Below are 14,234 nucleotides of genomic sequence, written 5' to 3'. Positions count from 1 at the left end.
CCGATTGCGCGGGACCTGCTTTCGTGTTTCGGTCCAGTTTTTTCGCAAGTGGGCCATTTGATCGATGCCAATTCTTCATCCCGCGGACTCGCATGAGCTGCATCTGAGCAGCCTCAACACGATCGAGGCGGCGGCAGGGCCGATAAAGTCGTTGCCACGCTTCTATCCGGCTGGCCACAGGGTGGAGCGTCATACCCATAGCCGCGCGCAGCTGCTCTATGCCGCCAAGGGTGTCGTGGTGGTCGCAACGGAGGAAGGTCGCTGGATGCTTCCGCCCGGTCACGCCCTGTGGATCGCGCCGGGGATAGCGCATTCGGTGGAGATGCTGGTCGATGTCACCATGCTGTCGCTCTATCTGGCACCCGGGGTGGTCGCGGGTCTGCCGGAGCGGGTGAAGACGGTCGGGGTGACCGACCTGGCGCGAGCGCTGATCGTGGCCGCCGTCAATCCCGAACCGGAAGACAACACCCCCGCTCGTGCAGCCCTGATCATGCCGCTTTTGCTCGACGTCATCTCGACCTTGCCGGAGCGCGGGCTGGCGCTGCCCTTTCCGTCGGATCCAAGGCTTGCCGCGCTTTGCCGCAGCTTCGTCGCGCAACCGACGGCCGAGCTGCCGATCGATCGCTGGGCGGATCAGATGTCGATGAGCCGGAGAACCTTCACCCGGATTTTCCGGCGCGAGACAGGGCTCAGCCTGTCGACCTGGCGCCAGCAGGCCTGCCTGTTTGCCGCCCTGCCGCGCTTGGCCGATGGCGAACCGGTCACAACCGTGGCCCTCGATCTCGGCTATGACAGCGTCGCGGCCTTCACCACCATGTTCAAGCGTATGCTGGGCAGTCCGCCGCGGATCTATCTTGCCCGCGACCGGTCTCAGCCGGCGGCGTCGGCAAGCTTGCTGTAGGCGACCATCGCCGCGTCGCTCTCCACCACAGTTTGCGTGTTCCAAGCCAAGGGTGCGTCGACCGGGACCTCCAGCAGGCCCTTGATCGAAAGCCCTGCCGTCTCGCGTCGCAACTGCGGATGCACCACCGGCTCCTTGGGCCTCAGCGCATGCGCCTTCAGGATGTCCAGGTAGCTCGAATAGACATAGCCGCCGTTCATCGCCTGCCATTCCGCGCGCCGCTCGCGGTAGAGCCCCGGCAGCCGGTACCAGGCAGCCGTCGGCAGCTTGTGATGGACGATGTGGAGATTGTTGTTGAGGAAAAGCGGCGCCAGGATCGATGTCTCGACGATGATCGTGCGCCCGTCGACGTTTTCGCTCCACTGGTGTTCGCAATAGGTCCGGATCGACAGCAGCGCCACACCGAGATAGGCCGCGGTCAGCGCATAGAGCCAGACGGGAATGCCGAAGCCGAACTGAATCAGTGCGAGTGTCGGCACGAGGCTTGCGGCATGCAGAGCCCATGCCTTCGCCGTCTTGCGGTCGCCGCGGATGATTTTTCGCCATTCGCCAAGCGTGAAGCCGAGGATCATCATCAGCGGACCGATCGTCACCCGGCCGACCAGCGTGTTGTTGATGGCGAGCAGCATCTTGATGAGACGCGGCATCCGCGCCCAGTCGGCGAGCGCCTTGTAGTAGCTTTCCGGGTCGTCATAGGGGTCGGTCAGCCGCTCATCCGCATGATGCTGCAGATGGGTGTGCTTGTAGCTGCGATAGGGATAGAAAAGGCCGATCGAGAGGAAGACGAGCGCTTCGTTGACCAGCGCATTGCGGGTCGGATGACCGTGCAGCACCTCGTGCTGAAGCGACCCGTGCAGCGCGACCGCCACGCCCATGATCAGCAGCGCCGCCACCGGCCACGACGGATAGAGATAATAGCCGGAGCCCAGCCAGACGCCGTAGCAGCCGACAAGCAGCAGCAGCGTCGGCCACTCGACCCTGTACCGGCTTCGCCGGGCATGCTGCGTGATTACCGGAACACCATGCCCTGCCGCCAATTCACCCATGTCATCCTCGTCAAGCCATGCGACCGCGATGCCGACACCGCCGCCGATGCCTGCTCCGAAGTCTTCGATTTCAAGATTACGTTGCGAATCCAGTGCCTTCGAGCATGGCAGCAATTGACAGCTGTCAGCAATGTGACAGTGGTTACAAAACGTTGATTTTGAGAAGCATCGGCCTAGTATGGTGATGATTGTCACGAAATGGTGCTTAAAGTGGACAAACGACTGCTTTCCAATTTGTTTCGCGAACGCCTGCAGATCCTGCTGGACCGCAGTGGCGAGAGCCAGGCGGTGTTCGCCCGCCAGATCGGCATAGACCGCTCGGCCCTGTCGCAGCTGCTGGCAGAGGGCGCCGCCCGCCTTCCGCGCGTCGAAACCCTGCTCAACATTGCCGAGGGGCATGCGGTGTCGCTGGACTGGCTTCTGGGCCTTTCCCATGACCAGGGCCTGATGGGCGAACTGCACCAGAGCTTCGAGATCGAGGACCGCAATGATGGCGCCGACAACGCCAATCTGCTGATGCGCTGGCATGCGGAGGCTGCCGGCTCCAAGATCCGCTATGTTCCGATGAGCATCCCCGATCTTCTGCGCACGCCGGAGACGATCGCCTATGAGGCCATCGCCCGCCATCAGAGTGTCGCCGGGCAGACCAACGACACCTATTTCCGCCTCGACTATAACCGCCAGCCCGGCACGGATATGGAAGTCTGCATGCCGACCCAGGCCGTCCAGGCGGTGGCGCGGGGTGAAGGCATCTGGAGCGGCCTCGACAAGGAGGTGCGCGCGCAGCAGCTCGACTACATGGCCGCGCTGATCCGCGAGCTCTACCCCTCCTTCCGCATCTTCCTGTTCGACGAGCGCGAGCGGTTTTCGGTGCCCTACACGGTCTTCGGCTCGCTCCGTGCTGCCCTCTTCGTCGGCGGCATGTATCTCGTGCTCAACAATGCCGACGCCATCCGCAAGATGCAGCAGCATTTCGAACGCCTGATCCGCGCGGCCCGCATCCACCCGCACGAGGCCGCGGATTATATCGGCGGGCTGGCGGTCAGCGGCTGATACCCAAAAGCGGAATGAAAGCGGCTCAACGGCTCTGCTTTCTCTTGCACAGGCTATGCTGGCAAGCCGCTGATTTGCCCCGCAGATTGCGCTCTGCCCTGCATGCCGCCCTGCCTCGGGATAAGAGCGCTCCAAAGCTCTCCGAACGCATCAACCTGCTGTCCCCATAAAAAAGCGTATTGACTTGTTGATACGTATCAATAGCATGTTGATACGTATCAACTGAGGTATTCGTGACTGTGGTCGGACGCCGGGTAACGCAGCGGGAGGTCGCCGAACGGGCAGGCGTAGCACAGGCTACCGTCTCGCTGGTGCTGAACGGCGGACGCGACAAGGTCGCGGTCGAAACGGCCGAGCGCATCGAAGCTGCGATTGCCGAACTCGGCTATCATCCCAACCGTTTCGCTCAGGCCCTCAGGACCCGCCGCACGCGGGTCATCGCCTGCGTCGTGCCCGATCTTGCAAACCCCTTTTATCCGTCTCTGGTCGTCGCGCTGCAGAAAGTCGCCCGCTCGGCCGGCTACGAGGTGATGACGATCGACACCGAGGGCAAGCTTGCCAACGAACAGCATGTGGTCGCCTCCGCACAGCAGGGTCGTTTCGACGGCATCGTCGGCGTCTTCTTCAATCTCGGCGCCCGCGAGCTCGCCCCATTGGGCAAATCCGGCATACCGGTCGTGCGCATCGAAGTGAGCCGCAAGCAGGGCGGGCCGCTGCCGATCGACAACCTGTTCATCGACAACGAGGCAGCCGCCCGTGCGCTGACGAACCACCTGCTCGACCTCGGTCATCGCGACATTGCGATGATCGCGGCACCGGGTGGCCCCCAGCGTTTTCGGTTGCAGGGTTATCTGGATGCCATGGCAAGCCTCGGCGCGGAGCCGATCGTCCGGGAAGCTGCGCATTTCACGCTCGATGCCGGACGCGATGCGACCGACCGGTTGCTCGACGAAGGGCCGCCGGTCACGGCCGTGATTGCCGCAAACGACCTGATGGCGATCGGCGTCATGCAGAGCGTGGTCGCCCACGGCCTGTCGATCCCGGACGACATATCGGTTGCCGGCTTCGACGACATCCTGCCGTCTGCCCTTGTCACCCCCGGGCTTACGACCGTCGCACAATTCCAGGATCAGCTCGGAGCGCGAGCGGCAAATCTGCTGCTCACCCGCCTCGCCCAGGACGACGTCATGGCCGGCCGCGCGGAGGAAATGAAGTTCGAACTGATCGTCCGGCCGTCCGTCGCCCCACCGGCGCGGCGACCGGCAACCGAATAGTCAACACAGGGAGGAAATCCGAATGTCCAGAAAAAGCAAATTGCTCGCCTTGGCGCTGCTCGCCGGATCGGCGCAGATGGCGCTTGCCCAGGATCGCGTGACCTGGTGGTACGAACAGGCAACGCCCGACCAGCAGAAGCTGATCCAGCAGAACATCGTCGATCCGTTCAACAAGGCAAACAGCGACTACAATCTGGTCGTCGACTACCGCGGCAACGAACTCGACAAGCAGTTGCGCGTCGCGCTTCTGTCCGGCAACGGCCCCGACGTCGTCTATACGCCCGGCCCGAGCTATGTCGCGCCGATGGCCCAGAACGGCCAGTTGCTGGCGCTCGACGACTATGCCGCGAAATACGGCTGGATGGACAAGGTTCTGCCGGTGTTCCTGAAGATGGGCGAGTATGACGGCAAGCTTTACGCCCTGCCGAAGACCTATGAAACCGTCGGCCTGTTCTACAACAAGACGCTGTTCGACAAGAACGGCTGGAAGGCACCGACGACGCTCGACGAGCTGGAAACCCTGGCCGACGCCATGCTGAAGGAGGGAGTGACACCGTTTGCCGCTGGCAATGCCGATTGGCGTGGCGCCAATGAATGGTTTGTCACCCTGGCGCTCAATGCCGTCGCCGGCCCCGACGCCATGAACAAGGCGCTGCGCGGCGAGATGCCGTGGACCGCAGAACCCTTCGTCAAGGCGATCGACCGCCTGAATTCCTGGTGGCAGAAGGGCTATTTCGGTCAGAACTACTTCTCGCTGACAAGCTCCGAACAGGCCGCCGACATGATGGCATCGGGCCGGGCCGGCATGATGCCGAGCGGCACCTGGCAGTTCCAGAATGTCGCGACCTATGGCGAAAAGGATGGTTCTGAGGCCGGTTTCGTCGGCTTCCCGAGCGCCGAAGGCGAACCCGTCTTCCCACTCGGCGTCGGCTCCACCTTCTCGATTGCCGCCAAGGCGAATGACCCCGACGGCGCGGCAGCGGCGATCAACTACATCTTCTCGCCCGAAGTCTACGGCTCGATGAATTCGGCCTGGCAGGGCGAGTGGAACATCCCGCTGAAGGACATCTCCAGCGTCAAGATGGGCGACAATGTCACGCCACTCTTCACCGACACGATGAAGACACTTTCCGGCTCGGTGAATGACGGCAATTACGGGTACACGACCTGGACCTTCCTGCCGCCGGCAACCGACAATTACCTGATCAACGGCATCGAGCAGGTCTGGCTGAAGAAGGTAACGACCGCCGACTTCCTCGCCAAGCTCGACGAGTCCTTCCAGAAGGAAATGAAGGCAGGGAAGGTCCCGGCCGTGCCGGCGCGCTGATCCCTGCCAACTGACGGGGCGTGCGCATCCTCCTGGCGTGCGCCCCACTTTCTCTTTCCGCCACAAACCTGCGGAAAGTCGGGTCCCTATGCCCGGAAAGGCTATCCCATGCATCGACTTTACGTCCTGCCGACACTCATCATCAATGTCGTCATGATTGCCATTCCAGCCTTGTTGACGGTCGCCCTGGCCTTCTACGACTGGGATGGGATCAGCACCCCGGAATTTGTCGGGCTCGACAATTTCCGCGCTCTTTGGGGTGACGGCGTGTTCTGGACCGCGCTGACCAACAACGTCATCTGGACCTTGATCTTTCTGACCATCCCGATCGCCATGGGCCTGCTGGCGGCGACCATGATGCTGGTTGCGCGTCGCGGCTCCAGCTTCTTCCAGGTGATCTATTTCCTGCCGGTGATCATCGCCACCGCGATTACCGGACGCGTCTGGCAGGGCATGATCTATTCCCCGGTCACCGGCATTGCCGGGCTGCTGCAACGCATGGGGCTGGATGTCGGCAATCCGCTGACCCAGACCTCTACTGCCCTTTATGGGATCGCCACCGTCGATCTCTGGCACTGGTGGGGCTTTCTCTGCGTCATCTTCTTTGCCGCCCTTCGTCAGGTGCCCTCCGAGCAGATCGAGGCGGCCCGCGTCGAGGGTGCAACCTTCTTCCAGACCATTCGCTACGTCCTGCTGCCGGGGATCAAGCCGACGATCACGCTGATGATGATCATGACGGTGATCTGGTCCTTCCTGGTCTTTGACTTCGTCTACATCCTGACCCAGGGCGGTCCCGCCTATTCGTCGGAGGTGCTGTCGACCTTCGCCTATCGCTCGGCCTTCTACGATCTGGCCGTCGGCAAGGCGGCGGCCATCTCGGTGGTCATCAGCCTGTTCGGACTTGTCGCAACGGTCTTCTACATCCGCTCCCAGGCCAAGGAGTTCGACCAATGAGAATGTCGGAAAGCCGTCTTACCAACACGCTCGTCTACATCACCCTCAGTGTGCTGCTGATCATCACATTGTTTCCGATCGCACTGATGGTGCTGAATTCGCTGAAGGCCTCCGCCGAGATCGTCCAGAACCCGCTGGCCCTGCCGACCGAACTGCGCTGGGACAATTTCACCCGTGCATGGTCGGACGCCAATTTTGGCCGCACCTTGCTGAATTCCGCGGTGCTGACCGGCATGACCATCGTGCTCGTCTGCACCACGGGATCGCTGACGGCCTACGTGCTCGCGCGGCGCAAGATCAAGACCTGGAAGATCCTCACCTTCTATCTGCTCGCCTCGACCACGGCGCCGATCCAGCTGTTTCTCTTTCCGCTCTATTTCGGCTTTGCCCGCTTCGGCCTGATCAACAATCCGATCGCCGTCTCGTTCATCTACACGGCGGTCTATTCCCCCTTCGCCATCATGCTGCTTCGAACCTATTTCCTGGCGGTGCCGAAGGAACTGGAGGAAGCGGCCCTGATCGACGGCGCCACCCATTGGCAGGTGTTTGCCCGCGTCTTCCTGCCGATCGTGTCACCCGGCATCCTGACGGTGGCACTGATCATCGGCCTCTATTCCTGGAACGAGTTCCTGATCGCCACGACCTTCCTGCAGGGACAGGACCGGCTGACGGCGGTCGTCTCCTTCTTCCTGCTGTCCGGCCAGTACTCGTCCGACTGGGGTGAGATCATGGCCGCCGCCCTCATCATCATCCTGCCCATCGTGATCCTCTTCGTCCTGCTGCAGCGCCGCTTCATTGAAGGCATGGCCGGCGGCTCGGTGAAGGGCTGACAAGGAGTTTTCCATGACCATCCCCGCAGACTACAACAACCGCGTCTATGCCGGCGTTCTCGGCAAGCTGATCGGCGTCTATCTTGGCCGCCCCTTCGAGAACTGGCGCTACAAGGAGATCCTCGAGAAACTCGGGCCGATCACCTACTATGTACATGATCGTCTGGGCGATCCGCTCGTCGTCACCGACGACGATGTGGCCGGCACCTTCACCTTCCCCCGCGCCCTCGACGACTATGGAATCTCGCCGGACCTCTCGGCCGAGGACATCGGCAAGGCCTGGCTCAACTACATCATCGAGGAGCGTTCGATCCTGTGGTGGGGCGGTGCCGGCAATTCGACCGAACACACGGCCTGGCTCAACCTGCAACGCGGCATTCCGGCGCCCGCGTCCGGCTCGATCGAGACGAACGGCGCCACCGTCGCCGAACAGATCGGCGCGCAGATCTTCATCGACGGCTGGGCGCTGGTGTCGCCGGGCAATCCGGCCCAGGCCGCAAAGCTCGCGCGTGCCGCCGGCTCCGTCAGCCATGACGGCGAAGCCGTCCACGCCGCGGTGCTCTGGGCCGCGATGGAGGCGGAAGCCTTTGTCAGCCAGGACGTGAACCACCTGCTCGACACCGGCCTCTCATTCATTCCTAAGGATAGCCTGATCGCCGGTCTGATTGCCGACATACGCCAGTGGACCTCGGGCAATGAGGACTGGGAGGCGACCCGCCAGAAGATCGAGGACAATTACGGCTACGACAAATATCCGGGCAATTGCCACGTCGTGCCGAACCACGCGCTGATGATCATGGCGCTGCTGCATGCGCCGCACGACTTCCAGCGCGGCCAGATGATCGTCAACACCTCCGGCTGGGACACCGACTGCAATGCCGGCAATCTCGGCTGCCTGCACGGCATCATGCTCGGTCTCGAGGGTCTGGAGGCCGGTCCCGACTGGCGCGGCCCGGTGGCCGACCGCCTCTATATCTCGACCGCCGATGGGGGGCGCTCGATCACCGACGCGGTCGACGTGTCCCTCTGGCTTGCCAATCTCGGCCGCAAGCTTGCCGGCGAACCGGCCGAACCCGCGCCGAAAAATGGCGCAGAATTTCACTTTTCGCTTCCCGGTTCCGTCCAGGGCTTCCGACCGCAAGGCGGTGACATCGCGGTGGCCGACCTGAAGGTTCACGGCACCGGCAAGGCGCTCGCAATCGATTTCGAGGCGCTCGCGCCGGGACGGGAGGCTGCCGCCACGACACCGGTCTTCACACCGCTCGAAGTCACGGGCATGCGCACCTATGACCTGATGGCAAGCCCGCGCCTCCATGCCGGGCAGACCCTGCGCGCCAGCGTCACGGCCGCATCGGATCTGACGGGGACGGTCGAAGCCAGGCTGCGCATCCGCCACTACGATGGAAGCGACAAGCTCGTCGACATAGACATGCAGGACGGCGTGCTTCTGGCGCCCGGCAAGACGGTCGACCTGCAATGGACCGTGCCGGAAACTGGCTATCAGCCGATCGCCGACGTCGGCATCGTGCTTGCGACCGGCAACGGCCGGGCCAATGGCCGCGTGCTGCTGGACAGCCTCACCTGGGAGGGTTGCCCTGACGTTACCTTCCGCCGGCCGGACGGTTCAAGCGACTTCTGGCGCCGGGCCTGGGTCAGCAATGTGCATTTCTTCTCGAAGAACTTCCCGCAGGACTTCCGCATCAGCCAGAACCGCGGTGAGGGCCTGCTGCTGCAGGGCACCCGCAACTGGACCGACTACGCAATCGAGGCCGACCTGATGCTGCATCTGGGCGATCATGGCGGCCTGGTCATCCGGGCGGAAGGACAGCGCCGCTATTATGCCGCGCGCCTTACCCGCAAGGGCGAGTTGCAGATCGTCAGGCGCAGGGACGAGCAGGAGGACGTGCTGGCCTCCGTGCCGCTTGAGATCCCCTTCGAGACAGCCTTCACCATGACGGTTTCGGCAAGCGGCGAGAGGCTCTCCGCTGCGGTCGGCGACACCGTCGCTGAAGCCACCGACCCCGCCTACAAGGGCGGTGCGGCCGGTCTCATCATCCACGCGGGTGCCTTGTCGGCGACGCGCATCCGTATTCGTGCCGCGTAAGGGAGGACGATCATGGCCAATGTGACAATCGACAAGGTCGTCAAGAAATATGGAAGCGTCGAGGTCATCCACGGCATCGACGCCGTCATCGGCGACGGCGAATTCGTCGTGCTGGTCGGTCCGTCCGGCTGCGGCAAGTCGACACTGCTGCGGATGATCGCCGGGCTGGAAGACATTTCCGGCGGCACGATCTCGATCGGCGACAAGGTCGTCAACGACCTGCCGCCGAAGAGCCGCGACATTTCCATGGTGTTCCAGAACTATGCGCTCTACCCGCATATGACGGTCAAGGAGAACATGGCGTTTTCCATGACCCTCGCCGGAGCGCCGAAAGAGGAGAAGGAAAGGAAGGTTCGCGAAGCCGCCGAGATCCTCGGTCTCCTACCGCTGCTCGAACGCAAGCCCAAGGCGCTCTCCGGCGGCCAGCGCCAGCGCGTCGCCATGGGCCGCTCGATCGTGCGCAATCCGCAGGTCTTCCTGTTCGACGAGCCGCTGTCCAACCTCGATGCCAAGCTGCGCGTCCAGATGCGCGGCGAGATCAAGGGGCTGCACCGCCGCCTCGGCACCACCATGGTCTATGTTACCCACGACCAGATCGAGGCCATGACCATGGCCGACCGCATCGTCGTCATGCAGGCCGGGCGCATCGAACAGATCGGCACGCCGCTCGAGCTCTACGACAATCCGGTCAATACCTTCGTGGCACAATTCATCGGCTCACCGGCAATGAACCTGTTTGCCGGCGTCAACAAGGGCGGCCAGATCGAGCTTGAAGGCGGCCAGCCGACAGGGCTGAGCGCTCCGCCATCGCTTGCGGAAGGGCAGCGCATCGTCATCGGCAAGCGTCCCGAAGAACTGCATCTGACAACGGACGGACCGATCTCGACCCGGATCGAAAACATCGAGCCGACCGGATCGGAGACCTTCGTCGAAGCCCGCCTCGGCGACACCCCTGTCGCCGTCGTCCTGCGCCAGCGCCCCGCATTCACGATCGGAGCAGAGCAATCCCTGACCCTCAACAAAGGCGCCACCCACTATTTCGACGCAGCCACGGGAATGCGGCTGGGATGAATGAGGACGCGAGGCTCCTGTCCGCAACAACGCCGACCAGCCCGCAGCCGCAAGGCGAAATCTCCGAGAACCATCGCTCCTCGGCTGTTTCGACTGGGGGCATGAGTGGCCCTGCTCGGAGGCGAGTCGCGCCGGACAAACCTACGATCAGATTCCAGGCGCCGGCCTCACCGAAGGACGCAAACTTGGCAACGTGACCTGCATCCGCGAGATCGGCTCGACCCTCTTTGTCTGCGGCGACTATGGCCAGGTCTATCGACGGGATGCGAGTGGCTGGACGCCGATCGATGATGATCTGGTCGCTCTCGGGCGGAGTATCAAAGACTTGCCGCTATCTGACAGTGCCATCATGACCGATGACATCCTTAAACAATACGTCCAGTCAATGCGGCGGAAGGCGCTTGAATGGGCCGCTACGCTGACGTCTGTCGGGCTGCGACCAGGGCTTTGGTGGTTTTGTGCTCCGGGGCCGAAAGCTGGCAAACGCTGTGTGCACTGCCCCTTCGATCCCGAGCCAGATCCGGACCAGATCCACAGCCGGCGACCTTTTTGTTGCGGTGCGAAGTCCGGCCGCTTATGGCGGTTTGCGGATGAATCGACGTATACGTCATCCAAAAGCCGCTAAGGGTGATCTAAAAGCGATACCGGATTGCCTTTGCCCTTCCGACACGCGTTAAGATGCCGTCAGGTTTTGCGGTAACGGTCATGTCGACGAAATCGGGTGCCGGCGGTTTGATGTGTGTGCTGGAAGTTGAGTGTTGTGCGCCGGGGGCGCCGTGCGGGCGGATGCCATCCGTCCGAAGAAAGGTCAGTGTATGGAATATCTGAATACTATCATTCTCGGTATCATTGAAGGGATTACGGAATTCCTGCCGATTTCCTCCACCGGGCATCTGATCATCGCCGAGCAATGGCTCGGCCATCGCTCCGACACCTATAATATCGTCATCCAGGCCGGCGCCATCCTTGCGGTCACCGTCATCTACTGGAAGCGGATATGGTCGCTTGCCACGGGGCTGGGCGATGCGGAAAACCGGGAATATGCCGCCAAGCTTGCGGTTGCCTTTCTCATCACCGCCGTGCTCGGTTTCATCATCACGAAGCTGGGCTTCAAGCTGCCCGAAAGCGTCATTCCGGTAGCCTGGGCACTGGTCATCGGCGGCTTCTGGATCCTTTTTGCCGAAGGCGTTGCCGCTCGCGCCGTGCCGCGCATGGAGATCACCTGGAAGGTGGCCATCATCGTCGGGCTGGCGCAGATCGTCGCGGCGATCTTTCCCGGCACGTCGCGTTCGGCGGCCACCATTTTTGCAGCCCTTCTGTTCGGCACCGGCAGCCGGGTCGCCGCCACCGAGTTCTCCTTCCTCGTCGGCATCCCGACCATGTATGCGGCCAGCGGCTACGAGTTGCTCAAGTCCTTCAAGGCCGGCGCCCTTGGCGAAGAGAACCTGACATCGCTTGCCATCGCCTTCGTGGTCTCCACCATCACCGCCTTCATCGCGGTCAAATGGCTGCTCGGCTATATCCAGGTGCACCGCTTCACCGTCTTTGCGATCTACCGCATCGTCTTCGGGGTAGCGCTGTTTGGCATGTTCTATGCCGGCTGGGTGACCTGACGCTCCGGTCCTCCGTCAGGGTGTGGCCCGGGCGGGGGCGGATACCGGTGTCCAAAGCGATGAAAGCGAATGTCTTATTCGCCACGCCGGTGCTCTATTGCCGCCCATGATAAAGCACCGACCAGTCGAGGCCTTCCGGGAAGTCATGCGCAGCGGCAGCATATCGGCTGCCGCCGAAAATCTCGAGATATCCCAGCCTGCCGTCAGCCGGCTGATCAAGGATCTGGAAGCGGAGATCGGCTTTGCGCTGTCTACCCGCCACGGATCGCGCATCGCCCCGACCACCGCCGCACACGAGTTCTTCGAGGTGGTAGAGCGCAGTTCACCGGGCTCAATTACAGTCAGCAGAGCGCCCAACGCACCCGCTCGGGTCGATGGACCTGCACAGCGACCTCATAGCCCCAGACCGACCGCGTTGGTTCGATGCACACCCTTGGGAACAAAGCTGAAGTCTTCGGAAAGCCCGAGGGTGTCGGCAGCCAGATGAAGCGTCGAGAGCCACATTTCGGTTCCCTGCAGGCTTGGAGCCTGACCATCGGCGAAGGCAAAGCCCTGGCGCGGCCGCCAACGGTCCGGCGCGCGCAGGATGATATCTTCCGCAATGGTCTCGGCCTGGGCGCGCCCCATGTCGGTCTGCTTCAGGCAAAGCCAAAGAGGATGGATCGTGTCGAGCAGATTGCAGGCATTGTAGGCAGCATCGGCAAATCCGGCATTGCTGCGGTAATGGGTGAGGACCGAGTTGATCGCGGCTTCGGGCAGCGGGACCGGGAGGCCGAATTGTGCGTAGGAACCCCGGGTCAGGCGATAGAAACAATTGACCGGCTGCAGCATGCCCTGCCCGGCGGTTGGCTTGCCCCATAGCCCTGTCGCGCGGTCCACATGGGTGGCAAGCCAGCCGAACAGGATTTCCTTGCCGCGCCCGCTCTGGAAATAGCGCGCGTTGAAATAGATGGCTGTCGCAATCGCGTCGACACGGTCGCCGGAACGCCAAGCGCGCGTGCCCCACGGCAACCCATCCAGCCAGGCAAAGAGCGCATCCGCGTCCAGTTCGACACCGGCAATCGGATGGAGCGGTCGGTACCCCAGGACCTCCAGCGCATATCCGGCTGCAAGCACATTGTAGAGAGCAAGCGTATCCTCGCGGATATCCACGGCAGGATCGGGCAAACGGTACGTGTCGGGGAAAAAGCCGTTTGCCGGGTCCTGCACGGCCTGCAGCCGCGCGGCCATCAAGCGCGCTTCGTCGCCGTCCGGCGGATGGCCGAAGCCCGCAGCGATCTCGATGGCGTCACACTGATGTCGAAGTGCCATGCGGGCGACGCCGTCGGCTTCTGCGGACAGATAGCCCTCCGCCGTTTCATATTGCGCCAGCACGTCACGCCATTCGGCTTGCGCGGTTGAACTCATTTTCTGAAGCGCTTTTTCGGCCTGGCCTCGACGGGATTTGGCCGCTTCGCCGCGCCGGCGTATCACCTTGGCCGGTACCCCGGCGACGATGGACGCCTTGGGCACATCGCCAGTAACGACGGCACCCGCCGCGACGACGGCGCCATCGGAAATCGTCACCCCATCCAGTATCACCGCATTGGCACCGATCCAGACATCATTTCCGATGGTGATGCCCAGCATCTGAAGCGCTTGGTCTTTGATGGGCACGTTCGGATCGTCAAAGCCGTGGTTGAAGCCTACGATCGAAACCAGCGAAGCAATGCGAACACCATCGCCGCACCGTACCTTGCCGGAAATACAGGCATAGGGATTGACGGAACAATTGGCGCCGAATTCAACATCACCCCGCACAAGGGCATGTCCGGCAATCCAGGACCGCTCGCCAACCACAATAGAAGAGGTAAAGATCCGGGCATCCGATGCGATATAGGCACTGTCGGCGATCCGGGCACCTGCCGACAAGGCAAGCGCCTGCTTCAACGCCCTCTGATCGGCGCTGTCGATATCCTCAGGCGCGCGCTCCCAGGTGAGGAACTGCAGCCTGGCCTGCCGCGCGGCTTGGCCAGCATCGTCCGCGTCGACAGCATTCCCGGTCATCCGTATCGCCTCACG

Annotated in this window: 12 protein-coding genes; 10 read left to right on the top strand and 2 right to left on the bottom strand. The window is 62.6% G+C overall.

What is annotated here, in order from left to right; translation table 11 throughout:
* The first annotated feature begins 64 nt into the window (after positions 1–64).
* Complete coding sequence (locus tag J2Z17_RS21750; RefSeq protein WP_209948229.1) at positions 65–901, top strand: AraC family transcriptional regulator; 837 nt, start codon at positions 65–67, stop codon at positions 899–901.
* Here J2Z17_RS21750 and J2Z17_RS21745 read toward each other — a convergent pair.
* Positions 871–1,947 carry a fatty acid desaturase gene (locus J2Z17_RS21745; RefSeq protein ID WP_209948227.1) on the bottom strand — a complete coding sequence of 359 codons (1,077 nt, stop codon included), beginning with the start codon at positions 1,945–1,947 and terminating at the stop codon, positions 871–873. The two genes, J2Z17_RS21750 and J2Z17_RS21745, sit on opposite strands and share 31 nt — an antisense overlap.
* A gap of 210 nt (positions 1,948–2,157) precedes the next feature.
* On the opposite strand from J2Z17_RS21745, the gene J2Z17_RS21740 reads away from it, so the two are divergent.
* From J2Z17_RS21740 to J2Z17_RS21700, 9 genes are all read left to right on the top strand, one after another.
* On the top strand, positions 2,158–3,000 hold the full coding sequence (locus tag J2Z17_RS21740; protein WP_209948225.1) for a helix-turn-helix domain-containing protein: 843 nt from the start codon (positions 2,158–2,160) through the stop codon (positions 2,998–3,000).
* A gap of 233 nt (positions 3,001–3,233) precedes the next feature.
* Positions 3,234–4,274: a LacI family DNA-binding transcriptional regulator gene (locus J2Z17_RS21735; RefSeq protein ID WP_342454446.1), complete on the top strand. Its 1,041-nt coding sequence runs from the start codon at positions 3,234–3,236 to the stop codon at positions 4,272–4,274.
* 22 nt (positions 4,275–4,296) lie between these two features.
* The gene (locus J2Z17_RS21730; RefSeq protein ID WP_209948223.1) at positions 4,297–5,601 is read left to right on the top strand and encodes an ABC transporter substrate-binding protein; all 1,305 of its coding nucleotides are present in this window, start codon (positions 4,297–4,299) and stop codon (positions 5,599–5,601) included.
* A gap of 108 nt (positions 5,602–5,709) precedes the next feature.
* Positions 5,710–6,555, top strand: coding sequence for a carbohydrate ABC transporter permease (locus tag J2Z17_RS21725; protein WP_209948221.1), 846 nt, complete (start codon positions 5,710–5,712; stop codon positions 6,553–6,555).
* Positions 6,552–7,385, top strand: a complete 834-nt coding sequence (locus J2Z17_RS21720) for a carbohydrate ABC transporter permease (protein ID WP_209948219.1) — start codon at positions 6,552–6,554, stop codon at positions 7,383–7,385. Before J2Z17_RS21725 ends, J2Z17_RS21720 begins: the two co-directional genes overlap by 4 nt.
* 13 nt (positions 7,386–7,398) lie before the next feature.
* Positions 7,399–9,489, top strand: a complete 2,091-nt coding sequence (locus J2Z17_RS21715) for an ADP-ribosylglycohydrolase family protein (RefSeq protein WP_209948217.1) — start codon at positions 7,399–7,401, stop codon at positions 9,487–9,489.
* 12 nt (positions 9,490–9,501) lie between these two features.
* Positions 9,502–10,560, top strand: coding sequence for an ABC transporter ATP-binding protein (locus tag J2Z17_RS21710; RefSeq protein ID WP_209948215.1), 1,059 nt, complete (start codon positions 9,502–9,504; stop codon positions 10,558–10,560).
* An 815-nt stretch (positions 10,561–11,375) separates the two neighbouring features.
* Positions 11,376–12,173: an undecaprenyl-diphosphate phosphatase gene (locus tag J2Z17_RS21705; protein WP_209948213.1), complete on the top strand. Its 798-nt coding sequence runs from the start codon at positions 11,376–11,378 to the stop codon at positions 12,171–12,173.
* A 106-nt stretch (positions 12,174–12,279) separates the two neighbouring features.
* Entirely contained in the window at positions 12,280–12,660 is a 381-nt protein-coding gene (locus tag J2Z17_RS21700; RefSeq protein ID WP_209948507.1) for a helix-turn-helix domain-containing protein, read from the top strand.
* On the opposite strand, the gene J2Z17_RS21695 is transcribed toward J2Z17_RS21700, so the two are convergent.
* Positions 12,567–14,219: an acyltransferase gene (locus J2Z17_RS21695; protein WP_209948211.1), complete on the bottom strand. Its 1,653-nt coding sequence runs from the start codon at positions 14,217–14,219 to the stop codon at positions 12,567–12,569. The two genes, J2Z17_RS21700 and J2Z17_RS21695, sit on opposite strands and share 94 nt — an antisense overlap.
* Positions 14,220–14,234 lie beyond the last annotated feature (15 nt).

It is taken from the genome of Heterorhizobium halophytocola, assembly GCF_017873095.1.
Taxonomy (GTDB): domain Bacteria; phylum Pseudomonadota; class Alphaproteobacteria; order Rhizobiales; family Rhizobiaceae; genus Allorhizobium; species Allorhizobium halophytocola.
Note: the sequence above shows the minus strand (reverse complement) of the source record. Positions and strands in the feature narration are given on the sequence as shown.

Bases quoted from the DNA above. Each gene is read 5' to 3' on its own strand.
- J2Z17_RS21750 (WP_209948229.1), top strand. From the start codon at position 65: ATGCCAATTCTTCATCCCGCGGACTCGCATGAGCTGCATCTGAGCAGC.
- J2Z17_RS21745 (WP_209948227.1), bottom strand. From the start codon at position 1,947: ATGGGTGAATTGGCGGCAGGGCATGGTGTTCCGGTAATCACGCAGCAT.
- J2Z17_RS21730 (WP_209948223.1), top strand. From the start codon at position 4,297: ATGTCCAGAAAAAGCAAATTGCTCGCCTTGGCGCTGCTCGCCGGATCG.
- J2Z17_RS21725 (WP_209948221.1), top strand. From the start codon at position 5,710: ATGCATCGACTTTACGTCCTGCCGACACTCATCATCAATGTCGTCATG.
- J2Z17_RS21720 (WP_209948219.1), top strand. From the start codon at position 6,552: ATGAGAATGTCGGAAAGCCGTCTTACCAACACGCTCGTCTACATCACC.
- J2Z17_RS21715 (WP_209948217.1), top strand. From the start codon at position 7,399: ATGACCATCCCCGCAGACTACAACAACCGCGTCTATGCCGGCGTTCTC.
- J2Z17_RS21710 (WP_209948215.1), top strand. From the start codon at position 9,502: ATGGCCAATGTGACAATCGACAAGGTCGTCAAGAAATATGGAAGCGTC.
- J2Z17_RS21705 (WP_209948213.1), top strand. From the start codon at position 11,376: ATGGAATATCTGAATACTATCATTCTCGGTATCATTGAAGGGATTACG.
- J2Z17_RS21700 (WP_209948507.1), top strand. From the start codon at position 12,280: ATGATAAAGCACCGACCAGTCGAGGCCTTCCGGGAAGTCATGCGCAGC.
- J2Z17_RS21695 (WP_209948211.1), bottom strand. From the start codon at position 14,219: ATGACCGGGAATGCTGTCGACGCGGACGATGCTGGCCAAGCCGCGCGG.